This is a genomic window from Sphingobacterium kitahiroshimense, from assembly GCF_025961315.1.
Classification (GTDB): domain Bacteria; phylum Bacteroidota; class Bacteroidia; order Sphingobacteriales; family Sphingobacteriaceae; genus Sphingobacterium; species Sphingobacterium anhuiense.
On the sequence record NZ_JAOQNK010000001.1, the window covers coordinates 4,365,902 to 4,390,887 of the forward strand.

The 24,986-nt window shown below is 36.6% G+C and carries 18 protein-coding genes; 9 read left to right on the top strand and 9 right to left on the bottom strand.

Annotation, left to right across the window (positions count from 1 at the left end; all coding sequences use genetic code 11):
• Positions 1–157: 157 nt before the first annotated feature.
• Positions 158–1,213 carry a DUF2157 domain-containing protein gene (locus tag M2265_RS19035; protein ID WP_132769267.1) on the top strand — a complete coding sequence of 352 codons (1,056 nt, stop codon included), beginning with the start codon at positions 158–160 and terminating at the stop codon, positions 1,211–1,213.
• A gap of 30 nt (positions 1,214–1,243) precedes the next feature.
• Here the strand turns inward: M2265_RS19035 and M2265_RS19040 are convergent, their stop codons facing one another.
• Both M2265_RS19040 and M2265_RS19045 read right to left on the bottom strand, forming a co-directional pair.
• Positions 1,244–1,915 carry a response regulator transcription factor gene (locus M2265_RS19040; protein ID WP_132769265.1) on the bottom strand — a complete coding sequence of 224 codons (672 nt, stop codon included), beginning with the start codon at positions 1,913–1,915 and terminating at the stop codon, positions 1,244–1,246.
• Positions 1,908–3,242 (bottom strand): sensor histidine kinase, encoded by a 1,335-nt coding sequence (locus M2265_RS19045; protein WP_132769263.1) that lies wholly within the window; start codon positions 3,240–3,242, stop codon positions 1,908–1,910. Before M2265_RS19045 ends, M2265_RS19040 begins: the two co-directional genes overlap by 8 nt.
• Positions 3,243–3,356: 114 nt before the next feature.
• On the opposite strand from M2265_RS19045, the gene M2265_RS19050 reads away from it, so the two are divergent.
• Positions 3,357–5,732 (top strand): outer membrane beta-barrel family protein, encoded by a 2,376-nt coding sequence (locus tag M2265_RS19050; protein WP_132769261.1) that lies wholly within the window; start codon positions 3,357–3,359, stop codon positions 5,730–5,732.
• Positions 5,733–5,876: 144 nt separating this feature from the next.
• Here M2265_RS19050 and M2265_RS19055 read toward each other — a convergent pair whose 3' ends face one another.
• The 3 genes from M2265_RS19055 to M2265_RS19065 form a co-directional block, all read right to left on the bottom strand.
• Entirely contained in the window at positions 5,877–6,293 is a 417-nt protein-coding gene (locus M2265_RS19055; protein ID WP_031287012.1) for an OsmC family protein, read from the bottom strand.
• A 225-nt stretch (positions 6,294–6,518) separates the two neighbouring features.
• Entirely contained in the window at positions 6,519–7,811 is a 1,293-nt protein-coding gene (locus M2265_RS19060; RefSeq protein WP_132769260.1) for a G-D-S-L family lipolytic protein, read from the bottom strand.
• 26 nt (positions 7,812–7,837) lie between these two features.
• Positions 7,838–9,055, bottom strand: a complete 1,218-nt coding sequence (locus M2265_RS19065) for an OmpP1/FadL family transporter (RefSeq protein ID WP_132769258.1) — start codon at positions 9,053–9,055, stop codon at positions 7,838–7,840.
• Between the two features lie 184 nt (positions 9,056–9,239).
• On the opposite strand from M2265_RS19065, the gene tpx reads away from it, so the two are divergent.
• Complete coding sequence (gene tpx, locus M2265_RS19070; RefSeq protein ID WP_132769257.1) at positions 9,240–9,740, top strand: thiol peroxidase; 501 nt, start codon at positions 9,240–9,242, stop codon at positions 9,738–9,740.
• A gap of 53 nt (positions 9,741–9,793) precedes the next feature.
• Here tpx and M2265_RS19075 read toward each other — a convergent pair whose 3' ends face one another.
• Both M2265_RS19075 and M2265_RS19080 read right to left on the bottom strand, forming a co-directional pair.
• Complete coding sequence (locus tag M2265_RS19075; RefSeq protein ID WP_021188037.1) at positions 9,794–10,966, bottom strand: trans-sulfuration enzyme family protein; 1,173 nt, start codon at positions 10,964–10,966, stop codon at positions 9,794–9,796.
• Between the two features lie 349 nt (positions 10,967–11,315).
• Positions 11,316–12,815: a catalase gene (locus tag M2265_RS19080; protein ID WP_132769255.1), complete on the bottom strand. Its 1,500-nt coding sequence runs from the start codon at positions 12,813–12,815 to the stop codon at positions 11,316–11,318.
• Positions 12,816–13,041: 226 nt separating this feature from the next.
• On the opposite strand from M2265_RS19080, the gene M2265_RS19085 reads away from it, so the two are divergent.
• The 6 genes from M2265_RS19085 to M2265_RS19110 all read left to right on the top strand — a co-directional run bounded on the left by M2265_RS19085 (position 13,042) and on the right by M2265_RS19110 (position 22,818).
• Positions 13,042–14,937: an alpha-L-fucosidase gene (locus M2265_RS19085; protein WP_132769253.1), complete on the top strand. Its 1,896-nt coding sequence runs from the start codon at positions 13,042–13,044 to the stop codon at positions 14,935–14,937.
• Between the two features lie 3 nt (positions 14,938–14,940).
• Positions 14,941–17,289, top strand: a complete 2,349-nt coding sequence (locus tag M2265_RS19090; protein WP_132769251.1) for a glycosyl hydrolase family 95 catalytic domain-containing protein — start codon at positions 14,941–14,943, stop codon at positions 17,287–17,289.
• A gap of 62 nt (positions 17,290–17,351) precedes the next feature.
• Positions 17,352–18,590 carry a hypothetical protein gene (locus tag M2265_RS19095; RefSeq protein ID WP_132769249.1) on the top strand — a complete coding sequence of 413 codons (1,239 nt, stop codon included), beginning with the start codon at positions 17,352–17,354 and terminating at the stop codon, positions 18,588–18,590.
• An 82-nt stretch (positions 18,591–18,672) separates the two neighbouring features.
• Entirely contained in the window at positions 18,673–19,554 is an 882-nt protein-coding gene (locus M2265_RS19100; protein WP_132769247.1) for an AraC family transcriptional regulator, read from the top strand.
• A gap of 22 nt (positions 19,555–19,576) precedes the next feature.
• Positions 19,577–21,310, top strand: coding sequence for a M64 family metallopeptidase (locus tag M2265_RS19105; protein ID WP_132769245.1), 1,734 nt, complete (start codon positions 19,577–19,579; stop codon positions 21,308–21,310).
• Between the two features lie 59 nt (positions 21,311–21,369).
• Positions 21,370–22,818 (top strand): hypothetical protein, encoded by a 1,449-nt coding sequence (locus tag M2265_RS19110; protein WP_132769243.1) that lies wholly within the window; start codon positions 21,370–21,372, stop codon positions 22,816–22,818.
• Positions 22,819–22,915: 97 nt separating this feature from the next.
• Here the strand turns inward: M2265_RS19110 and M2265_RS19115 are convergent, their stop codons facing one another.
• Both M2265_RS19115 and bcp read right to left on the bottom strand, forming a co-directional pair.
• On the bottom strand, positions 22,916–24,385 hold the full coding sequence (locus M2265_RS19115) for a glycine--tRNA ligase (protein WP_132769241.1): 1,470 nt from the start codon (positions 24,383–24,385) through the stop codon (positions 22,916–22,918).
• Positions 24,386–24,515: 130 nt separating this feature from the next.
• Positions 24,516–24,977: a thioredoxin-dependent thiol peroxidase gene (gene bcp, locus M2265_RS19120; RefSeq protein ID WP_021191329.1), complete on the bottom strand. Its 462-nt coding sequence runs from the start codon at positions 24,975–24,977 to the stop codon at positions 24,516–24,518.
• Positions 24,978–24,986: the final 9 nt, after the last annotated feature.

Consider the following 24,986-nt stretch of genomic DNA (forward strand, 5'->3'; position numbering starts at 1 on the left):
TGTTTTCTTCCAAACGCAGATGAATTTCTGCAAACATGCAAAATTACTTATTTTTAATGAACTTTAAGAGTGCTCACCTCTTTATTATTGTCACGCTATTGCAAATCTATACCCTAAGTGAAAGGTATAATTTGTATTTTGCAACCACAAAAGTTATATGAAGAAATTAGACGTTACTAAACAAGAAAAAGAATCCTTAGAAGAAGCAATACAATTTTGGGAAAAGGAAAATGTAATTGATGCATCGACAGCAAAAGCTATGGTCGATAGCATTGATGTCAAAAGCTTTGATTGGAAGCGCCTAGCACGGTATGCATTTTGGGTTGCCTTAGCATCTTTGGTATTTGCAGTTTTTTCTTTAATGACTGATACTGCATTTCTCAAATTTGTAGATACACTGTACGAAGCGCCCAATATTTTATTCTGTCTCTTTTTTGGTGCTTTAGCTGTATTGTTTTATACCCTCGGCTTTCGTTACAAAACAAAATTTCCTAATAAAAATCTTTCTATTGAAACCATGATGTTGATAGGTGTTTTTTCGACAGCAGCATGCATCGGATTTTTAGGAAAGGTATTGGATAAGAATAGTATGCACTATTCTTTACTATTTCTATTATCAGTCCTCATATACGGATATCTCGCGAACCGCTTAAAATCTAAGCTCATATGGGTATTTATGCTTGTTGCATTAGGAATCTGGTTTGCGACCGAAACAGCATATCATAGTGATTGGGGATTTAAGTTCTGGGGAATGAATTACCCACTACGTTTTACTATTTTTGGACTAATGCTGACATTAATTGCTGTTTATGTGCAGCCACGGTTCAAAAAACTGATAGAATTTCAACCGCTAAGCTACCTCATTGGCTTACTATACTTAATGATTTCATTGTGGTCTCTTTCTATTTTTGGTAATTATTCAGATTTCTATGAATGGACTTTAGTAAGACAGTACCACATCTTTTATTGGGGTCTGTTGTCGACAGCAGTAGCCGCAGGTCTCGTTATCTATGGACTGAAGATGAAAGACAATACAACAAGAGAAATTGGTTTTGTATTTTTTGTATTGAATGTCTACACAAGATATGTAGAATACCTTTGGGATAATATCAATCGTGCAATCTTTTTTCTTATTTTGGCAGTATCATTCTGGTTTGTTGGTCGTTGGGCAGAAAAATTATGGCAAAAAAGAGAAGATAGTTTAGATACCTAATATCACGATATAAGTACCAAGCGCGCATACTTAAAAGGAAATGTTAAAGCCTACACCTCTTGAAGAAGTAATGTGTAGATTTAAATCATGTTTGAGGTACTTGCGTAATCTCGTAATGAAAACATCCATGCTGCGGCCATTAAAAAAGTCACTGTTACCCCAGACTTGCTGTAAGATTTCTTCCCTTGTCACAAGAGAACCATTGCGTTGACATAGAAACTGTAAGAGCTTCGCTTCTCTTTCTGTTAGTTTAAATTGTTCCAGTGGATGAGTGAGGAGTAATCGCTGAGGGAAAAATTGATAACTACCAAGGGTAATTGATGTGATCTGATCAGTTTTTTTATTACGCTTTAGGATATTTTGGATTCGTAATACTAATTCCTCTGGATCACAGGGTTTTGTTAGGTAATCGTCAGCGCCAATTTTTAAACCTGTTATTTTATCTATTTTTTGTTCTTTGGCGGTTAGGAAAATAAAAGGGACTTCAGGATAGTATTCTTTGATCTCCTGCGCTAATGTGAAACCGCTTTTAACGGGTAACATTACATCCAAAATTAATAGATCGTAAGGAAGTATATTTTCAGCAAGCAGTAATTCCGCTGGGCTTTGCATCCAGTGCACATCATATCCGGAAAGCTGTAAATAATGCTGCAACATAAATCCGAAATCAGCATCGTCTTCAATTAACAAAAGTTTATTCATGGGGAATTATAATATTAAAAGTAGTTCCTATATTGATTTTGCTAGTAACGTCTATTTTGCCTTGATGACGCCCTACAATCGTATTGACAAGATATAATCCTAGTCCTAAACCCTTGCTATCATGGATATTATTTTTTTGTATGCGGTAGAATTTCTCAAAGATATGAGGAATTTCTTTTAAAGCCATTCCTATCCCATTATCACGTACTTGGATTTCAAATAAATTCTTGTTCGTGGAAATTGATACACTCAGATGAGAAGCACCATACTTGATGCTGTTATTCATAAGATTGACAATAATGGTCGTAAAATCGGATTCGTTAATTGGTATTTCGATTGTTGAAAACTCATTTATATCAAATTTTATATGAGGATGAGCAAGTTTAAAATCAGCAAGTATCATCTTCACTTGATCAAAGGTAATGGGGATGTCTGCATCTGTTTTGTCACTTTCATGCAAAGGTTGTAAAGTGTTTTCCAGACGTTCCACTTGACGTTCCATAACGGCTAGAATGGTAGGATCAGGTTGTTTTTGAATTGTTTTTAAAGCTACTTTAAGCGTTGCAATGGGCGTTTTTAGTTCATGCGAAATATTGTCAACGGCATCATGCAACTGACTAATCTTTCTCTGTTGCTGTTTTAAATTCTGATATGTTCGATAAAATAAGAATAATAAAGCCAATAGAATCAATGTTGAATTGAAGAGTAGGAATGCTAACTCCTTAAAAACAATCCAGTTGATATTGACCACCTCAAACGTTGATCTTCGAAGAACAAGAAAACTGTACTGTTTATCTTCCTGCTCAGCAGTGATTGTTGACTGTTCTTTCGTTAACTGTTTAACAGTTTTTTCAGTAGACCAGGTTCCAGAAGATAACTCCAATGGATGCGTCATTTCACCACTTGTTTTATAGACAATTATTGGTTTTTTGATCAGTTTTTCTTGAGCGTTTTGAAAGGTGATTTGCAGAATCTCTTTTTGTAATCTTACCTGAAAACCTAATGGGGAAAAAAGACTATCTACATAATGTGTCAACGCTTTCTCAGTTTTATTTACTTTATCAGCATAACTGCTTTCCAGCGTTGCAAGCGTAATTTTTTTCTGAGCTAGTTGTATGTAGTAAGAAGTTGCGTCTTGATTATTAAGGAGATCATTGTCGAATAGAGCGTCAGTCTCATCTATTTTTCCTAGTTTCTCTTTTGTTAGCGAATATATCTCCCTTTTCTTCAATTGAAAAGAATTCAAGAGCAAATAGGATTGAATGCCAATAAGGATAACAAAGAGGATCGTGAAAAAATAAATATAGTTTTTAGACTTAAGTTCCATATACAAATATAGGTTGCGATTTTGAATAAATAGAATCTTAACCTACCATTAACTCTTTATTAACCATCGCTCTCCACTACTTGAGGCAACTTTGTAGCAGCAATTTAATCAAGTATGAAGTATCTAATTATTCTATTATTATTACCTTTTCTTGGACAGGCTCAAGGGAAACGTTTATCCGGTAGTGTGTGCGATCAAAACGAAATTCCTTTGAAAGGAGCAACTGTCATTTTATTGGACAGTATAAGTAAACCCATCCACACATTAAGTCTCGACACTGCCGGTAGGTTTGATTTTGTAATAGAAGACAACCAGCTATACCGTATGGCAATATCCCATTTAAATTATCAGAGCCGAGAATTGAATTTTCGATCAGATACCTTACAAGTTCCATTATTAATAAAGTTAAGTCCTAATGAGTCGAAACTGGAAGAAGCGCAAGTAACCGGTAAAAGACCAAGGGTTACTCGAAAAATTGATCGTTTAGAGTTTAATGTGCAAGGAAGTAATCTATCCGGATTGAACAGTTGGGATATTTTGAAACGGACACCTATGGTTATGGTAAGTGGAAGTAGTATAGCTGTACGTGGAGACAAAAAAGTAGTTGTCATGATTAATGAAAGAAAACTGATGATGAGCGGGGAAGAACTAAAAACGTTACTCGAAAATACAGCAGGATCGGATGTTCAATCTATTGAGGTCATTACAAGTCCACCTGCAAAATATGAAGCGGAGGGAAGTACTATTATTAATATAAAACTCAATAAATCGCAACTATTTGGGTACAGAGGTACGCTACTGGCATTGGCAGAGCAAAGTAATTATGGTAAGCAACTATTTGGACTGACCCAATACTATAAAAATGAAAAAGTTAATGTTCGCGCCACTTATAATTTTGGAAGAGGGACATATGCGCGCTATGGAACCGATTTTGTCTACTATCCGAATGATCAAACTTCCTGGGAAAGTGTTATGACCCGTATCGATAAAAATAATAGCCAAAACAGTTACGTGTTTTCGCTCGACTACACGCCGGATAGTATCTGGAATATTGCCGTCGGTCTAAACGGATATTATGGACCAAAATCAACAGGATTATATCAAGTACCGACTTCCATCTATAATAAGGATAGGTTACTGGAGTCTTCTTATTTAACACAGAACGATCATATCGAATCGCGTAAAACCAATAACTATTACTTGCAGGTTAATAAAAAAATAAATTCCAACTGGAATGCAAATTGGTCTTCCTATTTTACAACAAATCGTAAATCTAATCTACAGGATGTATGGACAGATCTACAATTTAAGAATCAAGATCCTAAAAGTACGCGCTTTCTGAGTGACAATGCTACACAGAACCAATTATTCACAACACAGCTCGATCTTTCTGTAAATATGAATAATATTGCCATTGAGTTTGGAGGTAAGTTTAGTGCTGTGAAAACGAAAAGTACCTTAATGTTTTCAGATGATGCTTCAGGAAGTTTTGAGCCTCGATCAGATAAGAGTAATATTTTTGATTACGATGAACAACAGGCAGCTGTATATGGATCAATAGCATATAAATGGCGAAAATGGAGCTGGAAAGGAGGTTTGCGTCTTGAAAATACGGCATTGGAAGGAGTCGTCTCAGAACCGGAAGACCGGAATAATCAAAATTATTGGGTACTCTTTCCAACCTTCTATGCTCAGTACCAAACAGATCAGGAATACCAATGGGGGTTTTCTTACGGTAAGCGTATCAGCAGACCTGCTTATTCGTGGTTAAACCCGGCGAAGTCCTATTATAATCTTTTTTCTTATTTTCAGGGAGATCCGCGGTTGAAGGCTACAATTATTCATAATCTCAATATTACGTTAACGAAAAAAGAATGGAATGTAGATTTGTTTTATCGATATGAGCAATGGCCGTCCATGGAGATTGCTATTCAAGATAATATAAATCATCAATTGATCTTTCATTACACGAATATTCGAAACGGGCAGGGAGCAGGTGTAGATTTGGGTAAAAGTTTTCAATTATTGAAAAATTGGAGTTTAAACGCACAACTGGAAGGGATGTACAATGTCAATAATTATCAAGGTAGCGATATGCAATTGTATCGTAATCGAGTGTGGATGGCCAATGGAAATTTTAGTTCAATTTTCGTGCTGAATAAAGAAAGCGACTGGAACCTTGAGCTTGGAAAAACCTTTGAGTCGCCTACCATACAGGGACCTTTTAAGATCACAGGTTATTCTAGTACCTATCTGATCACGAGCCGTAAGTTTTTTGGTAAACGGTTTGAAGTCAATCTTTCTTTTATGGATATTTTTAAATCGGAAAGACAAAGGGTATCTTCAAAATATGCGGACCAAAATAATTACTATAACGATTATCGAGATACACGCAAAGTCAATATAACATTACGCTATCATTTTGGCAATCAGAAGATAAAGAATAATTCCAGTATGCCTAAAAAGACGGAAGAGCAGGGAAGATTATAAGATTTAAGTATAAAGCGCCCTTTATTAAAAAAAGGGGAATCTCCCCAAGTACAAAAAAACCAGATATCAATAGTTATCTGGTTTTTGTATGTTTTTATTTTACAATGTCTAAGTTCAGATTATGAGCTAAGCATTCCACTATTATTAATTGATTTTGAGTGAATAGGTGATATTGATACCACCTGCGGCAAGCATATCATGTACCGAACAGTATTTTTTGACCGCCAATTCTGCTGCCTTTTGAGCTTTAATTTCATCAATAGCACCTTTTAGATAAAAGCTAATGTGGATATCTGTAAAGATATTTGGAATTTCCTCGCGGCGTTTTCCCTCAACCTCAACTTGTATATCTTCAATTTCCTGACGCTGTTTCGTCAAAATAGAAGAAAGATCAAATACACTACATGAGCCTAGTGCCATTAAGACTAATTCCATAGGGCGAACTCCCTTACCTTCACCACCAATAGCTTCTGAACCATCAATATTTACTTTTACATTGGATAGTTCACTTGCTGCTTCAAAGTGAACTGCTTTATTTTGACGATTTAGTGTTACTTTCATGATTGAATCTCCTTGTATATACAAATTTAATGAAATTTGCTTTCATTAACAATATAATTGCGCTGACACGTAAATAACATGACTTGTTATTACTTTTTTCTTACAAAGCGGTTATATACATAATAAGATATACTTATTACCCTAAACACATCTAATTGAGGATAAATATAAAAAGGGTGATCATAATTATGATACACCCTTTTACCAAACCATTTATTAATATTTTTATGGAAGTTTCACACCTCTATAATCAGATATATTTAATCTCGGAACTTGAGCACCGTACGTTTTATTGATGGCTTCAATAAATACATTTGCCATTAATGCATTTCCAATAGGCGTCAAATGTATTCCGTCCAATGAAAACCCATTTCCAGTGATATATTTCGCACTTACCGATAGACCATCGATGCGGATGCCATTTTTAACAGCTGTTAAAAATGCATTGACGTCTGCGACAGCTAAGCCTTTAGACGCGGCGATCGATTTAATTGATTTATTGAAATCATTGACACGCACTACCACTTCTGCAGCTTCTTTTGTATCTAAAACATATTTGTCCTCAACAGGATTGAGCGGGTGTAATCCGTAAGGTATTTTGTTTACATTTGGAACACCCAATAAACCTGCCGATGAAAAAGGGAGGACAAAGAAATCCTGATCCGTAGCAGCTCGCGGGCCCGTCTTAGTTGCGATGTAAATATCAGTCACTTTGGTTGTACTTGCGGCATTTACTGCCGCTAGAAGCGCTTGACGTGTTACTGTTGTAAAATAAGGCACGGATGTTACATCAGGGATCGTTGCTAACACACCTTTTTGCCCTTTTGCTGTTAATGTTGTTACATAATTATTCAATAGGGTATTGAACAGTGCTGTAGAGGTTAATGTTGTCGTTGGACCTTCATTAACAGCTCCATTGGTTGCATACCCCAATACATCATTATTTCCCAATGAAAATGTAAAGAACGTATGATTTTGTGACGTAGAATAAGTGAAATAATTCATTGTTGGTGGAGTGCCTTCTGGTAATAGACGTTCGAAGTACATATTTCCAGCTGCTGTTCCTATGCCAGGTGCAAAAGCCATATCCATACGCATACCCGGTACCCCTAAATTATTGATCGGATCAGTAAATTTCGTTAATAATTTTGGACTAGCGGAGCGGTAAGCTAATTTGTCTGTAACCTGTTCTGTTACTGGTTGGCCATTGACCAATGCTTTAAGACGAATATAGCCCGATCCATTGGACTGCTCCTCGCTAAAAAATGGAGATTTGAACTCGCCTCCGCCTACTTTTTGAAGTTGTTCTGAGATGAGCAATGGAAAAGCTACTTTTTGGCCATCAAGATATAGTCCCCCATCAGCGAATCCTGCAGAAAGAGAATTTCCAATGGCAATATATTTACTAAAGTCAGCTTTTGTTCCTGCTGAAGGTGTGAATTCGTCGAGAGATGGTTTACATGCTGTGATACTCAGTATCGCCAATGCAACTCCTATATATAAATTTCTTCTGTTCATGATAATAACATTTTTAATATAAATGCTTAAAATTTGTACGTCAATCCAATACCTGGTGCGTAAATATTCGTCGTATACGTTCCTGATAAATGGCTGTCTACATTATTTGCTTCGCGAGGTAATATTCTCTGGTATGCAAAAGAGCCTGTTAGATCAAACTTCTGATTCATTTTGTATGTGAAACCGCCAGCAATCAGTACACGGTTGTTATCTGGAGTTTCTGGATAGACATAATCTTTACTCACAGGTGTTGCGATATAACCGCCACCGATACGGAGTTGCAATTTCTCTGATGGCAAGTATTCGATACCCGCTTTAATAGAACCTGCTTTTGTATAATTCTTAGGGGAATGCGTGTCAGGAGTATTTGCACCACTATAATCAAAGTTTAGTTCTTTATAAATATCGTAATTGATCACCGTTCCATCCACAGCCATTTTCACTTTGTCACTGATCGGGAATGTTACACCAACAGCAAAAGTAGATGGGAGTGGAAGTTCGGCGCTAAATTTACTATTTGGTGGAAATGTTCCTTGCGCCGCTTCAGGTACTGTGAATTTAGCATCTCCATCTTTTAATTTCGTAACAACTTTAGATCGGTAGCTCATAGAAATGGCAAATTCTTCATTTAAGTTGTAGTGAACACCGACATTATATCCTGTTCCAGTACCGGTTCCTTTTAATTCAGCCAACCCTGATGACCCATCTTGGAAATAAACGGGAACAGCACTTTGTAAATCCACAGAACCAATGTTATACACAAAACCCCCACCGATGCTGAAGTTGTCCGTTAATTTGACACTGACGGTAGGTTGGATGTATATGGCGCGTAACGACAAACTAACTAAACTGTATTTACCTGTCCATTCAGTGCCCCAGTCTACTGCACCTCCATAAGGTGTATATATTCCTATACCCGCTTTCCACCACGTATTTTTAGGTCCTACTGTGGCAAAAACAGAAAAAGGTGGCGTTATCTGATTTTTAGTATGATCCACCACAGAACTTCCTGTTGCTTGAAAAGCAGATTTAAACATAACACCATTTCCGTTTACAGAAACCGCATTGTGGCTCATTTTTGAAAGTGCTCCTGGGCTATAAAAGATGGAAGATTCATCTATAAAGTAGGCAGAACCTGCACCACCCATACCGACAGATTTTGGACTCTGAAGATTGACTTGAGATCCCTGTGCTAAAAGTAAAGACGGCGATACACAAAGCAAGGTAATTAGTAACTTCTTCATATACATCAAATTTGGTTTATCGTTTGTGTTTGAATTACAATGCTAACATAGTAAATTTTTGTGGCTTTTCGATATTATTTTGGCGAAAATTGATAAATATTTATTTTGAAAGAATGTGTATTAATAAATGTGATTTTTGTAGTAAGATTAACAGGAAATCATTAAATTGCTAAAAAAAATAATTATGGCAACAGTAGCATTCAAAGGTGGAGCAGTTAATACGGTTGGAAATTTACCAGCAGTAGGAAATCAAGCTCCAGATTTTAAATTGACAGCAGGTGATTTATCTGATAAATCATTAGCAGATTATAAAGGAAAGAAAGTAGTTTTAAATATTTTCCCAAGTGTAGATACAGGTACCTGTGCAGCATCTGTTCGTGCTTTCAATAAAGCAGCGTCAGGATTAGAAAATACAGTGGTGTTATGTATTTCCAAAGATTTACCATTTGCTCAAGGACGTTTTTGTGCAGCGGAAGGTTTGAATAATGTGGTTACATTGTCGGAATATAAAGACAGTAATTTTTCAGATGCATATCAATTGCGTTTTTCCGATGGCCCTTTAGCGGGTTTATTGAGCCGTGTAGTCATTACATTGGATGAAAACGGTAAAGTTTTATATGAAGAGCAAGTTGCGGAAGTGACAGAAGAGCCAAATTACGAAGCTGCATTGGCATCTTTGAAATAAGCAGATCATAAATAAAGAATAGAGCCATCTTCTTGGAGATGGCTCTATTTTTTTTATTTAGTTTTTTCCAATGCCTGTAAGATATCCTGGATAATATCTTCCTGATCTTCTAAACCAACCGATAGACGCACACTACCCGGTTGAATACCAAGGTTTAGACGTTCATCTTCTGTTAATTTCGAATGCGTTGTAGAAGCAGGATGGGTAGCGATTGATCTTGCATCCCCTAAATTAGAAGTATATAAAATCATATTTAATTCGTCTAAGAAACGGAAAGCTCGCTCTTTTCCACCTTTAACAACAAAAGTGACAATACCACCACCGGCCTTCATCTGTTTTTTTGCAAGCTCATATTGCGGATGGGAAGGAAGAAATGGATATTTAACATCTTCAATTTCTTCGTTTGTTTCCAAAACTGTTGCTAATGCTAATGCGTTGCTGCAATGTCTATCCATACGTAAGCCCAGTGTATCTAAGCTTTTAGAGATGACCCAAGCATTAAAAGGAGATAAGGAAGGACCAGTATGGCGAATGAAAAACATTAATTTGTCGATCAATTCCTGTTTACCTACAACTAATCCACCAAGGACACGACCCTGACCGTCCATATATTTTGTAGCAGAATGAATTGACAAATCAAAACCATACTTTAATGGTTTTTGAAGATAAGGTGTTGCAAAGCAGTTGTCAATGGCTAAAATAATATTAGGATATTTTTTCTTTAAAGAACCTAACCATTCCAGATCTACTAATTCCAGACCAGGGTTAGAAGGTGATTCCAGGAAAATAATTTTTGTATTCGGCTGAATGGCTTTTTCCCATTCTTCGGGATCGACCGCATCAACATACGTTGTTGTTACTCCCCAACGAGGGAATAGTTGCGTAAATAGTTGGTGAGTTGAACCAAAAATAGCGCGTGACGAAACAATATGGTCACCACTTTCAACAATACCTGCAAAAGAGGCAAAGACTGCTGCCATACCCGAAGAGAAGGACAGCCCAGCTTCTGCTTCCTCTAGGATACAAACTTTGTTAATAAGCTCTGAAGTATTTGGATTGGCATAGCGGGAGTATATCATTCCTTGCTCTTCATCAGCAAAAATAGCTCTTCCCTGTTCTGCGCTATCAAAGATAAAACTAGAAGTAAGATATAGGGGCACCGAATGCTCACGTGTTGCAGAACGATCGGCTTGTTCGCGGATGATTTTAGATTGATCTTTGTTCATGATGAGGTAAAGGTACAAGTTGTAAATTTTATTTTTTATATTTTATCAAATAATTTTGCGTAAAAAATAATCAGTAGAACAACTTAGGTTTTGTAAATTTATAAGATTCCAATCTCAAATAACAGCCTATCATACAGTTAAATCGATTGTAATGCGATTCATTTAGTTTTGTCAATATTGATTCGATTCTGAATAAGTACTATTAAAAAGCTAGGATAAGTGTGGTATAGGTAGATGTGAAGCTTTAAATTTTGATAATTATCATAGTTTATGATGTATTGCGAAGGTATAAAAAGAGCGGAAGTGTATGGGTACATTTCCGCTCTTTTTATTATTGCCGAATGATTTTTTATTTTTGAGGCATATGTTTCGCCATTTCATCCATAGAGAATCCTAATCCTTTAGCAACTCCTAGTCCTAAATTCATGTCGGCTCTAAACCAATGGCACAGTTGTCGCATAACAATTTCATCTCGTTTTGGTCCTTCAATTCCGGACATAGCACCTACTATATTTTGAATGAGATGTTCTTTCTGTCCAGCATCCAATAAACGGTATAAATCACCTGGCTGGGTATAATGATCATCCTCACCAGGAGCGTTGCGGTCATAATTATCAGCCACTAGGCTATCTACTTGCAATGCAGGTTCCTTGTAGGATTGGTCTTCGTAATGACCATCAAAACTATTTGGATAATAATTTGGAGCTGCCCCTTGATTCCCATTGACAGTCATCTGACCATCACGTTGATAATTATTAGTCATAAAAGGACATCTGTTCACAGGAATCTGTTCATAATTTCCCCCTAGACGATAACGTTGAGCATCAGGGTAAGATAATATACGTCCCTGTAGCATTTTATCTGGTGAGAATCCAATTCCATCTACAATATGTGCCGGAGCAAAAGCCACTTGTTCTACATGAGCGAAGTAATTATCTGGGTTTTGATTTAATTCCATTTCACCAACCTCGATGAGAGGATATTCTTTCTGTGACCATACTTTTGTTAAGTCAAATGGATTCCAACGGAACGTTTTAGTCTCCGATTCTGTCATGACTTGGATATAAAGCTTCCATTTCGGAAAATCACCCTTCGCAATAGCTGTATGTAAATCACGTTGTGCATAATCCATATCTTTAGCGCGCATTTCATCAGCTTCTGCACCTGTCAAATTTTTTATTCCTTGTTGTGTTCTGAAGTGGTATTTGATATAGACACGTTCATTTTGCGCGTTGATCATAGAGTACGTATGACTTCCATAACCGTGCATATGTCTGAATCCAAATGGCGTTCCACGATCGGACATCAAAGTCGTTACTTGGTGCAATGATTCGGGATTGAGTGACCAGAAGTCCCAGACCATGGTTGCCGATTTACAGTTAGTATGAGGATCTCTCTTTTGAGTGTGAATAAAATCAGGAAATTTTTTAGCATCCTTGATAAAGAAGACTGGCGTGTTATTACCGACCAAGTCGTAGTTTCCATCTTCGGTATAAAATTTAACAGCAAATCCGCGTGGATCACGTTCGGAATCTGCCGAACCTCTTTCTCCTCCGACAGTTGAAAAGCGAATGAATAATTTTGTTTGCTTTCCAATACCATTAAAGAGTTTTGCTCTTGTGTATTTCGAAATATCATTGGTTACCGTGAAGGTACCATAGGCACCAGAACCCTTAGCATGTACAATACGTTCCGGAATACGTTCTCGGTTGAAATGAGCCAGTTTTTCATGGAGGAAATAATCTTGTAATAGCACCGGACCTCTTGGGCCAATTGTCATCGTGTCTTCGTAGTTTACAACAGGAGCGCCCGATGCTGTTGTAATTTTTTTGTTTCTATTGTCTTCCATTTTTAAAAAATTTATGAGTTTTCCCCTATTGTTCTACAACAAATTTAAATGAAATGAATGAGCTTATCTTATTGATAATCTTGATGCCTTATCAAGATTAGTGATGACTATTTTGTATATGTAATATAAATATAATCAATCGATTGCTTGAGGAAAATGATTTTGTTAGATTTTTAATACCCTAAAATTAAACTATATTTAAACCTTAAAACCTTTATCTAATTATATGTTTACTTTTCTATTCTCTAGTCTTCTCTGGGTAAATGGTAGTTTTTTGCTATCTGAACCGGTAAATCCACCAAAACCTTATGGAGCACTTCCTTCCGAACGGCAGTTGAAATGGCATGAAATGGATATGTATTGTTTAATACATTATACACCAACTACCTTCCAAAATAAGGAGTGGGGATATGGTGACGCAGATCCTGCTATCTTTAATCCTACAAATTTTGATGCTAATCAAATTGCTAAGGCAGCGGCTTCTGGGGGCTTTAAAGGGCTCATCTCTGTTGCAAAACATCATGATGGCTTTTGTTTATGGCCAACAGCCACGACAACTTATAGTGTAGCGTCATCTCCCTGGAAACAAGGAAAAGGGGATATGGTTAAAGATTTTATGACTGCGACGCATGCAAACAACATGAAATTTGGTGTTTATCTTTCTGCTTGGGATCGAAATGATACCAGATATGGAACAGCCGCTTATGCTGATGCATACCGGGCGCAATTGACTGAGTTAATGTCTAATTATGGTGAATTGTTTACCTCTTGGCATGATGGCGCCAATGGTGGAGATGGTTATTATGGAGGTTTAAAAGAGAAAAGGACGATTGACCGCAACACCTATTATGCGTGGGAGGAGAAAACTTGGCCAATCGTTCGTAAACTGCAACCGATGGCCATGATTTTTAGTGATGTTGGTCCAGATATGCGTTGGGTAGGAAATGAAAGTGGATTTGCGGGAGAAACCTCATGGGCTACATTTACGCCGGAAGGCCTTGATGGGAAAAAAGCAGTTCCTGGATTGGTAAATGAAAAAACACTGACTTCAGGAGTAAGAAATGGGAAATACTGGATTCCTGCGGAATGTGATGTACCACAACGACCAGGGTGGTTTTATCATGCCGAGCAGAATGCGAAAGTAAAAACACCAACTGAACTGTTTGAGATCTATCTGAAATCTGTAGGCCGTGGTGCAAATATGAATCTTGGATTGGCACCGATGCCATCAGGACAACTGCATGAAAATGATGTGAAATCACTTGAAGCTTTCGGAAGAAAGGTGAAAAAAACGTTTGAAAATAATTTAGCAAAAGATGCGCAGATTACGGCAACAACTACTCGCGATCATGAAACTGGAGAATACGGGACGAAATATATTATCGATAATGATCGCTATAGCTATTGGGCAACCAATGATGATGAGCATCAAGCTGCTCTGGAAATTAAATTGAAATCAGCGCAAACATTTGATATTATCCAGATCAGAGAAAATATTAAATTAGGACAACGTCTGGATAGTGTTTTAGTTGAGCAGAAAGTGAATGGGCAATGGACCTTGCTCACTAAAGCTACCAGTATCGGAGCAAATCGATTAATGAAACTGACGAAGCCCATTACAACGGATGAACTACGAATTCAATTATTTGCACCTGTAGCGATTACAGTAAGTGATTTTGGTTTATTTAAAGAATTTGATGAATCTTTTGAATTTGAGGATACTGGATTCAAAAAATTAAGTGCAAGGCAGTTTACGGCAGCAGCTTTTACGGAATCGGCAAAAGCAATAGATAATAATGCGGAAACTTTTGCAACAGTCACTGCTTATGAGAAAGGATTTGTTTTTGAATTGAAAGAAGCGATTAACGGGTTTGGATACTTACCTCGTCAAGATGGTAAAACAATCGGTACAGCTACGAAGTACAAAATTTACAGCAGTCAAAATAAACAGCAATGGGAACTTTTGAAGGAAGGTGAATTTTCAAATATCAAAGCAAATCCGATTTTACAGCAAATCATTTTTGACGATGTTGTAAAAGTAAAATACATCAAATTTGTTCCAACGGAAACGTTAACCAAAAATGTATTCACAGTAGCATCCTTTGAATTATATTCTAAGTAAGAAATGAAAGGTATAACAAAATCAACATTATTTGCGCTGGCAGCCATGACTTGCTTGCAGGCGCAAGCGCAAAAAAGAGACGCTTTAACCATGTGGTATGACAAACCTGCCAACCGCTGGGAAGAAACGCTTCCTTTAGGCAATGGGTTAATCGGAATGATGCCTGATGGGGGTATTCAGTCTGAATCATTGGTATTAAATGAAATTTCCATGTGGTCGGGTTCTGCCGAAGACCCTAATAATTATAACGCATATAAGAGTGTCAGTGAAATTCAGAAGTTATTGATAGCTGGAAAGAACAAAGAAGCAGAAGAACTGGTCAATAAGAATTTTGTCTGTAATGGCCAAGGATCTGCTTTCGGAACCGGAGCCAATGCACCTTTTGGTTGTTATCAGAATTTTGGATTTCTAAAATTCAATTTTAAACTAAGTGCTGAAGGTGTTTCAAATTATGAAAGATCCTTAAATATTGGCAATGCAACCGCGCAGACTTCCTTTACTGTAGGAGGAGTGGATTATAAGAGGACTTATTATACTTCTTTTGATCAAAATGTAGGTGTTGTACACTTAACTGCTTCAAAGAAAAAAAATATCAGTTTTGCTATTGCCTTAGAAAGAGCTGAAAATATTGATTCTTATCAAGTTAAAAATGGGGAGATTATTTTGCAGGGTTCTTTGCCAGATGGTAAAGGCGGCAAAAACTTACAGTTTGCGAGTAAAGTGAAGATTAGATTTAAGGGCGGAAAACTAACGGATGATGGTAAGCAATTGATCTTGACAGGTGCCGACGAAGCTACTGTTCTTTTTGCAGCGAGTACGAATTACTATGGAACTGATCCACAACAGGTGATCAGCCAGGATATCGCTACTGCTGAAAAAATAGCACAAGAAAAGCTCTATAGCAATCATAAAAAAGCATTTGCAAAGAAATTTGATCGTGTTGCTTTAACCATCGCAGATGATCAGACTAAGGTGAATATTCCGACTGGAAAACGTTTACAGCAATTTTTTGAAAATCCAGCCTTAGATAATGGATTGGCCGCATTATATTTTCAATTTGGCCGCTACTTGAGTATTTCAAGCACAGCTCCCGAACACAAGAATGCATTACCTCCAAATTTGCAGGGATTATGGGCACATCGGATTCAAACACCTTGGAATGGGGATTATCACTTAAACATCAATGCACAAATGAATCACTGGGGAGTGGAAGTAAGTAATCTATCTGAATACCATACCCCTTTTATTGCCCTGATCAAGCGTATTGCAAAGACAGGTGAAAAAACGGCTAAAGCTTATTACAATGCGCCAGGATGGGTCGTTTATATGATGACAAATGTTTGGGGTTTCTCAGCACCCGGAGAAAATGCATCTTGGGGGTCGAGTACAGCTTCAGGATGGTTATGTAATCACCTGTGGGAGCATTATCAATTTACTCAGGATAAAGCCTATTTAAAAGAAGTTTATCCTGTATTAAAAGGAGCAGCAGAGTTTTATGATTATATTTTAGTTAAGGATCCTAAGACAGGCTGGTTGGTTACTTCACCTTCAGTTTCTCCAGAAAATGGATTTCGTCTTCCAAATGGTGAAGTCGCATCAGTAGTGATGGGACCTACGATTGATAACCAAATTGTTAGAGAACTTTATGGGAACTTGATTCAGGCGGATAGTCTTTTGCAATTAAACGATCCTTTTATTCAAAAGTTAAAAGATAAGTTGACACAGATTCCACCAGCAGTAGTGGTAAGTAAAAGCGGCCGTGTGCAAGAATGGTTGGAAGATTATACTGAAATAGAACCAAAACATAGACACGTTTCACATTTATATGGATTATATCCGGCTCATTTCATTTCACCACAACAAAATAAAGAGTGGGCAGAGGCCGCTCGTAAAACATTAGAAGTAAGAGGAGATGAGGGGACAGGCTGGTCTCGCGCATGGAAGATTCTTTTCTGGGCAAGGTTGCAAGATGGTGACCATTCTTTAGAAATTTTAAGACAATTGCTCAAACCAGCTTTTGTTAATGAAACGACCTATCAAGGAGTCGGAGCAGGTACTTACCCTAATCTGTTCTGTGCACATCCGCCGTTTCAGATAGATGGTAATTTTGGAGGTTCTGCCGGAATTGGAGAAATGCTTCTCCAAAGCCATTCCGGATTTATTCACCTACTGCCGGCATTGCCAAAAGCATGGAAAGATGGCGCCGTAAAAGGATTGAAAGCTAGAGGAAATTATACGGTTGATATGACTTGGAAGAATGGACAGATCACCAATTATAAAATAACGGGACCAAATAAAACTGTTGTTAAAGTATTAAATGGATCGACATACGAAAATTATAAAATAAAATAATTTATAAATAAAATTCTGTAAATTGGTTGTAAATTCATGATGAGTTTACAACCAATTTTTTTATGAACCAACCACTTTACTATTGTCTGATATGTTTCGTCTTTTTTATAAGTTCATGTCAGTCCAATCCAGAAAAAAAGCAGGAGAAAAAAGGAACACCAATTGTCTATAAAATTACGGGGTCTTTAAATCCCGAAGTAAATGGTACCGTTTATTTGCAAGATCACGATAATTCCATGCAGCAGTTTCGTCGAGCTAAAGTAGAACAAGGCAAGTTCGTTTTAGAAGGCGAGTTGGTCATTGATGCATTTTATGATCTGATCATCAGGTCCGATTCGGGAGCTGTGAAATCCTTTAATTATAGCACGCCCCTTTATGTGGAAGCTGATGCTGATTATGATGTTGCTATCAAGGAAAAAGGCGATCATTTTAGTATTGAGGTAAAAACAAATTCATTGACGACAAATGAACTGATAGCATTCAATAAAAACAAAGAAAAAGTACAGCACGAATTAGATGAACAGCTTGCCAAATACAGCGACGAAACTGCTGCTTTGAATGCTAAGCTCATGAACTTTAGCAGAGGACAAGAGTCTGTCTATAATCAAACTATAGATAGACTTGAAGAAATAACAAAACAGTCGAATGAAATTCGGGCTAGAAAAGATGATAAAAGATTTTACGAAGAATATGTTTTGAATAGCAAACAAAAAGCATCATTTCTGATTCCCTATTCCTTTAAGTACATCAGCCTGAATAAGGAGAATTATAAAGATTATGATCAAATTTTAGCACATTTAGATCCTGCTATTCAGAAACACCCACTTGTTAAAGCAGCTGTTGCAAAAGTAGATGATGTCAAGAATTATTATGCTAATATGCCTGTTTTTCCGGCTATTACTCCTCGTAATCTAAAAGGTGATTCTTTGAAGTTTGACCAGCTAGTAGATAAGAAAATGATAATTGTTGCGGTTTGGTCAAGTAAAGGCAAAAATTCAAAAATGGATTTACCGGTTTTAGTACGCAAAGAAGCCGAATTGAAAAAAATGGGTGTTGAAGTTGTGTATTTGACCGATGATGAAGATTATGAACGTTGGAGGGCAAGCAATCGACAAATCGGATTAGGAATGAACAGTTATTTGTTAAACGTGACTGATCGTGATTTTATCGAAAATAGCTATAATGTTATTGGAACCCCACGATACTTATGGCTGGATCCAAAATCAAGAACTGTTATTGAACTGGCAGGTGCAGATCCAACGTTACCAGATTTTATTAAAAATGTCAAGAATAAATTATAATACAATTTACGTTTATTGTCCGCTATAATGTTTAAATTTGAATAATTAAACAATATCTGTTTTTTTGTAGCTATTTGTAAGAATGAAAATTGTTCAGTTTACCGTTCCTGTCCCCAATCAAGGTTCCGTTTGTGTACAAGAAGATCTGTTGGTTGAATTTTACAGCAACTATCATCGACATAAAGAAATCCAACTGACATACATTCTAAAGGGGGAAGGTACTTTTTTGATTGGCAATTTTACACATCAATTCAAACAAGATGAAATTTATATTGTAGATGCCGATGAACCGCATATGTTTCAACGATCTGAGCTAGTTCCTGATCCTGATTTAAAAGAGCAGATCCATGCGATTCATATATTCTTTGATTACGCCCGGTTTAAAGATTTCTTACAATTGCCGGAATTGACAGAAGTCCGTTCATTTCTAGAAAATATCAATGTAAGTAAAAAACTGGACGCCGCTTCAAATCCAGGGATCAAACGTAAGTTTTTACAGATTAATGAGACGGATGGGTTAGATCGTTTAACGGCATTTATGGGGCTTGTCGATTATTTAGCTGAAAAAGTAGATCTATGGACTTCACTTTATACAGGAATTCCTCAAAAAAAGTATTCTGACGCAGAAGGGATTCGCATTAATGATATTTTTCAGTATACATTTAAGCATTTTGAGAAAAAGATAGCCTTGGAAGATATCGCGGCAATTGCCCATATGACACCGCATGCCTTCTGTAAATACTTTAAAAAACACACCCGAAAAACTTATATTACTTTCCTCAATGAAATTCGCATTGAGCAAGCTTGTAAAATGCTGATACATGGTCTTTCTGAGAATGTATCGGATATCGCTTTTAAAACCGGCTTTAATAATGTGGTGAATTTTAATCGTGTATTTAAAAAAATCACGAAGGTATCTCCCAGTGAATACCTGATGCAGCACAAAATTAAAGACATGAACTAATACCTAATCAATACCTATCGTAATGAATATCAGATTACAGCATTTCCTTTTTAGTTTTATATTTTTATTTCTCCTGTTTCCCAATTGTTTTGCACAGCGTTATGCGATCGATACGTTACAATATCAAGGTACTGATCAAAAGGTTGTCAACCTAGTGATCTTGGGCGATGGTTATACACAGGCGCAGTTGATGGATTTTGAAGAAGATGCCAAACGTTTCACAGATTATTTCTTTCAAACGGAACCCTTTCGTCAGTACAGTAATTACTTTAATGTATTCGCGATTAAAACACCGTCTTTAGAATCTGGAGCTGTACATGCTTGTACTGCCAGTGACTGTGTACACGGCAATACGGATTTGAGTCAATATCCAGCCCGCTTTAATAAGTTTACAAAAAAATATCCAGTTCCTATTGCATCACCTAATACCATCTTTGGAAGCAGTTTCGATAACGGAGGACTGCACCGGCTGGTGGTACCACAAAAGTATCAGGTTATCGAGCAGGTATTAAAGGAGCATATTCCCAATTATACACAAGTTGTGATTTTGGTAAACTCTCCCTTTTACGGAGGTTCTGGTGGTAAGTATGCGACAGCAACCGTTAACTTTATGAGTAATGATATTGCTGTTCATGAGATCGGTCATTCTTTTTCTATTTTAGCCGACGAATATTGGGCAGGTAATCAATATGCAATTGAAGGTCCTAATCGTAGTCAGGAGTCTGATCCGACAAAGGTTCCTTGGAAGAATTGGGTCGGGACACAAGGTGTTGGTGTATATTCTTACGGAGGATCAGGATCAAAGTCGACTTGGTTTAGACCGCATGAATTTTGTAAAATGCAATACTTAGTGGCTCCTTTTTGTGCTGTTTGTCAAGAAGTTTTTGTAGAGACCATACATCAGAAAACAAATCCAATTCTAGCTACCCTGCCAGTCGCGAGTAAACCTGTAGATGCAGATAGCATGTCTGTTTTCTCTTTAAAATTGTTAAAACCATCCCCCAATACACTTGAAGTGAAATGGTATCTTAATAATCGGTTAATTGATCAAAATATTGACTCTATTTATTTGAATATGGGTATGCTTGAAGTGGGTGTAAACCAATTAAAAGCGATTGTGAAAGATACAACTTCATTAGTTCGTATCCATTCTCATCAACAGCATGTTTATGAAACAGTATGGTCTATTAACAATAAAATGGACTGCGCACTCGCAATGCCACTTTCAAACTGGGGCGATACGCTCGAGACCTGTTATAATGGCGGACAGGTACTATCCATAAAACATGCAAGTCGTGGATTGACTTACAATTGGTATAGCGAACATCAATTAACAGTTCCTTTCGCTACTGGATCGAATGTGAGTGTCAATAATATCCATGAATCTACTGTTTATTTCGTGGAAAGTATGTGGCAGGGCAAAAAATCTGAAAAAAAGAGAATATTAGTTAAAGTTTTTGATAAAGTTGAAAAACCAAAAGGTGCGAAAGTACGATTCGATAAGAAGTTGAATAAAATACGTGTTACTTTGAGCGAAAAGATTGATGATCGTTACAATTACTTATGGTGTAACGAAAATGGTACATTATTATATGAATGGGATGAGTTTAATGGCGAATATGTTTCTCCAAAAGGAAATAACAATGAATTACTGTTAAATAAATCGAATTCAAATTCAAAAATATATGTGATAAAAGTTAATAAAACAACAACGTGCCGTAGTGAAAAGTTGGAGATTTTAATTTCAAAGTTTTAATACTCTACTTAAGTAGGTATCTTTAAGGTTATTTATATATTATAAACCATAGATATTTTATGAAAAAGAATGTTAAATTTAATTTTAACATATTTTCTTTGGTATTCATCTTTTTATTAGCCGTTGCTTCATCATGTCAAAAGAACAAGAAAATTTCAGATGAATTAGACGAAAATGTGTTCTCAGTAAAGTTCAAAATTAAAGATTTTGAAAGTATTGTATCGCCGCTTCAAAGGGCAAATGGCGCTAGGAAATTAGTTTCCTCAAAAGCCTCTGTTAATTCTCAGGAAGAAACTTTATTTAAATGGGACTTCGATCTAGGAAATGCAGATCCTATTATTGCATTTAATCCGTTACCTGTTATTGATTATAATAATGGGAAAGTTGATTACGGTTTTACCGCAGGATGGCCTACTACAGGCAAATCAATTAGTTTTAGAGGGGTGGAGTCAATCCTTTTTAAACTTCCCGCACAGCAGATCGAATTGCTCAGTAATCTGAGTCTAGATGTGAATAGTTCGGGGACAGGTCCACGTGCCTTATTGATCGATTATTCGACCGATAAGGGTTCAAACTTTTCGAAATTGTCGGATACGATTCACTATCCACTGGATTTAACAAGCACCGGTATATCAAAGCTCCCAATCTCTCAATCTCTGAATGCGATACCGGTTATGGGTAAAGATGCCGTTTGGATACGTATACGTTTGTATTCCGGTAAACGCCCGCCTGGAAGCATTTATAATCCGACCAGCAGTACATTTAAACTTGATAATGTTTTGATTACTGGAGTTGTGAACGATACAGCATTACAAAACAAATTATATTATCATATTTATAATGCTTCAGGTAATGAACTGGTCAAACAGGGCGGTATCTCAGCAGCGGAAACTTTTGCGGTTGATCTGCCATTGGGGACATATTATTTGAGTGTACTGACAAAAAATTCCAATAGTCCTATCGTGTTTGCTAATAGTACCAATCGCAATGGATTTTATATCAGTAATTCATTTATGGAGAAGGAAGCCGAGATTTATGCCGTTCGAGATACCTTTGAGGTTAAACAGTCTATAGAAAGGACATTGCTATTAAAACGTTTATACAGTGAGGTGAAAGTAGAGTTTACCGATATAGTTGATTTAAGTCATATTGATAGTATCCGAATACAGCAAAAGCATCCCGGCTTTTATTATTATCCCTTTAGTAACAGCAGCAACAGTCAGTTGGATGCGACTTTCTTGAAGATCGAACCCAATTTTACAGAGAATAATAAAAGTTTCTTTTTTAATCAATTTATGGGGTTTCATGATACAAATAAAACGATCAGGTATGAACTCACCGTTTACGAAAAGGGATCTGTTATTCGATCATTTGAATTAAAAAGTGAAGTTAAGAATAATATGCAGGTTCTTTTTAAGGGCTTATTATTAGAAGAAATCAATCCTGGACAAGGATTTATAATACGGAAGAATGAAAAATGGGATGGAAACGTCGATGTTTATTTTTAAAGTTAAACATCGACACCCTACGTTATTTAATTAAATTTTGAAACAAAAAAAGAGCTTGCTGGTGAACAGCAAGCTCTTTTTTTGTTTATTTAAGAGATTACAATACTTTTTTCAAAAGTGTGTTCCAACCAACTAGATCAGCAACAAATTTCTCTAAGTCTGCAATTGCTACACGTTCCTGTTGCATGGAGTCACGGTGACGGATCGTAACCATATTGTCTTCTAATGACTGATGGTCTACTGTGATACAGATTGGCGTACCGATTGCATCTTGACGACGGTATCGTTTACCAATTGAATCTTTTTCATCATACTGTACATTGTAATCCAATTTTAATACAGCCATAATCTCACGTGCTTTTTCTGGAAGACCATCTTTTTTTGTTAAAGGTAAGATGGCCGCTTTAACAGGTGCAATTGCAGGAGGGAATTTCAATACGACACGTGAATCTTGCTTTTCAGGTGTTGAAAGATCTTCTTGAACCAATGAATTACATAGAACTGTTAAGAACAGACGATCTAAACCGATAGAAGTTTCGACTACGTAAGGGATATAGTTCTGATTGATCTCTGTATCAAAATATTGCATTTTTTTACCAGAAAATTCTTGGTGTTGTTTTAAATCAAAATCAGTTCTGGAGTGGATACCTTCAACCTCTTTAAATCCAAATGGGAAATTGAATTCAATATCTACTGCCGCATTCGCATAATGAGCTAATTTATCGTGATTGTGGTAACGGTAGTTATCAGGGTTGAAACCTAAAGCTAAATGCCATTTAAGACGGGTTTCTTTCCATTTATTGTACCATTCCATTTCTGTACCTGGGCGAACAAAAAATTGTAATTCCATTTGTTCAAATTCACGCATACGCATAATGAATTGACGAGCAATAACTTCGTTACGGAATGCTTTACCAATTTGAGCAATTCCGAAAGGAATTTTCATGCGGCCAGTTTTTTGAACATTTAAGAAGTTAACAAAAATACCTTGAGCAGTTTCGGGACGTAAGTATACTTGTTCAGCACCATCTGCCATAGCACCCATTTGGGTAGCAAACATCAAGTTGAACTGACGTACATCAGTCCAGTTTTTAGTTCCAGAAACAGGACAAACGATATTGTGATCTTCAATAATAGTTTTTAAACCAGCAAGATCATCAGCATTCAAGGCAACGTTCAATGCTTCTAATAGCGCAGCCGCTTTTTCAGTTTTACCATCAGCTTCGTAACGCGCTATTTTATCTTCGATCAATTGATCTGCACGGTAACGTTTCTTAGAATCTTTGTTGTCGATCATTGGATCATTAAACCCGTCCACGTGGCCTGAAGCTTTCCAGGTCGTTGGGTGCATAAAGATAGCAGCATCGATACCGACAATGTTTTCATGCAATTGCACCATGGATTTCCACCAATAGGTCTTTAAATTATTTTTTAATTCAGAACCTAATTGACCATAATCATAGACAGCACTTAAGCCATCATATATTTCACTTGATTGGAATACAAAACCATATTCCTTAGAGTGGGATACTATACTTTTAAAGAAGTCGTCTGTTTGTTTGCTCATAAGTAGCAAATATAAATATTAGTATTTAGATTTTAGATAGTCGTACTTAGATAATGATAATCGTATGCAGGCCATGTATATAAATGCATGGTCGGTTGCTGTTTTATCATGATTCTAGTACTGTCAAATATTATTTTATAAGATCGCGAATTTGTTGAGATGCATTCTTATTGTCCACCTTTTTAATGATGTGAGCAATATTTCCTTGTTCATCAATAACAAATGTTGTGCGTGCAGTTCCCATATACTTTTTACCGTACATGTTTTTTTCTACCCAAACACCATAATCATTGACAATTTTCTGATCTTCATCAACCAGTAATTGAAAGGGAAGTTCATGTTTGTTGATGAACTTTTGATGAGAAGCTTCTCCATCGATACTTACGCCGATAATTTCAAATCCATCTTTCTTTAAAGACTGATAATTATCTCTAAAATTGCAAGCCTCTGTTGTGCAACCTGGTGTATTATCTTTTGGGTAGAAATATAAAATCACCTTCGTTCCAATAAAATCTGACAAAGAAATACTTTCTCCATTTTGGTTCTTAGCCGTTATTGCAGGCGCTTTCTGTCCTATTTCTAATGTAGCCATATGTGTTAT

Excerpts from the sequence above, each read along its gene's own strand:
- M2265_RS19085 (WP_132769253.1), top strand. The coding sequence starts at position 13,042 with ATGTTTACTTTTCTATTCTCTAGTCTTCTCTGGGTAAATGGTAGTTTT.
- M2265_RS19100 (WP_132769247.1), top strand. The coding sequence starts at position 18,673 with ATGAAAATTGTTCAGTTTACCGTTCCTGTCCCCAATCAAGGTTCCGTT.
- M2265_RS19040 (WP_132769265.1), bottom strand. The coding sequence starts at position 1,915 with ATGAATAAACTTTTGTTAATTGAAGACGATGCTGATTTCGGATTTATG.
- M2265_RS19095 (WP_132769249.1), top strand. The coding sequence starts at position 17,352 with ATGAACCAACCACTTTACTATTGTCTGATATGTTTCGTCTTTTTTATA.
- M2265_RS19105 (WP_132769245.1), top strand. The coding sequence starts at position 19,577 with ATGAATATCAGATTACAGCATTTCCTTTTTAGTTTTATATTTTTATTT.
- M2265_RS19060 (WP_132769260.1), bottom strand. The coding sequence starts at position 7,811 with ATGAACAGAAGAAATTTATATATAGGAGTTGCATTGGCGATACTGAGT.
- M2265_RS19115 (WP_132769241.1), bottom strand. The coding sequence starts at position 24,385 with ATGAGCAAACAAACAGACGACTTCTTTAAAAGTATAGTATCCCACTCT.
- M2265_RS19045 (WP_132769263.1), bottom strand. The coding sequence starts at position 3,242 with ATGGAACTTAAGTCTAAAAACTATATTTATTTTTTCACGATCCTCTTT.
- M2265_RS19075 (WP_021188037.1), bottom strand. The coding sequence starts at position 10,966 with ATGAACAAAGATCAATCTAAAATCATCCGCGAACAAGCCGATCGTTCT.
- M2265_RS19055 (WP_031287012.1), bottom strand. The coding sequence starts at position 6,293 with ATGAAAGTAACACTAAATCGTCAAAATAAAGCAGTTCACTTTGAAGCA.
- M2265_RS19035 (WP_132769267.1), top strand. The coding sequence starts at position 158 with ATGAAGAAATTAGACGTTACTAAACAAGAAAAAGAATCCTTAGAAGAA.
- M2265_RS19080 (WP_132769255.1), bottom strand. The coding sequence starts at position 12,815 with ATGGAAGACAATAGAAACAAAAAAATTACAACAGCATCGGGCGCTCCT.
- M2265_RS19090 (WP_132769251.1), top strand. The coding sequence starts at position 14,941 with ATGAAAGGTATAACAAAATCAACATTATTTGCGCTGGCAGCCATGACT.
- M2265_RS19110 (WP_132769243.1), top strand. The coding sequence starts at position 21,370 with ATGAAAAAGAATGTTAAATTTAATTTTAACATATTTTCTTTGGTATTC.
- M2265_RS19065 (WP_132769258.1), bottom strand. The coding sequence starts at position 9,055 with ATGAAGAAGTTACTAATTACCTTGCTTTGTGTATCGCCGTCTTTACTT.
- tpx (WP_132769257.1), top strand. The coding sequence starts at position 9,240 with ATGGCAACAGTAGCATTCAAAGGTGGAGCAGTTAATACGGTTGGAAAT.
- M2265_RS19050 (WP_132769261.1), top strand. The coding sequence starts at position 3,357 with ATGAAGTATCTAATTATTCTATTATTATTACCTTTTCTTGGACAGGCT.
- bcp (WP_021191329.1), bottom strand. The coding sequence starts at position 24,977 with ATGGCTACATTAGAAATAGGACAGAAAGCGCCTGCAATAACGGCTAAG.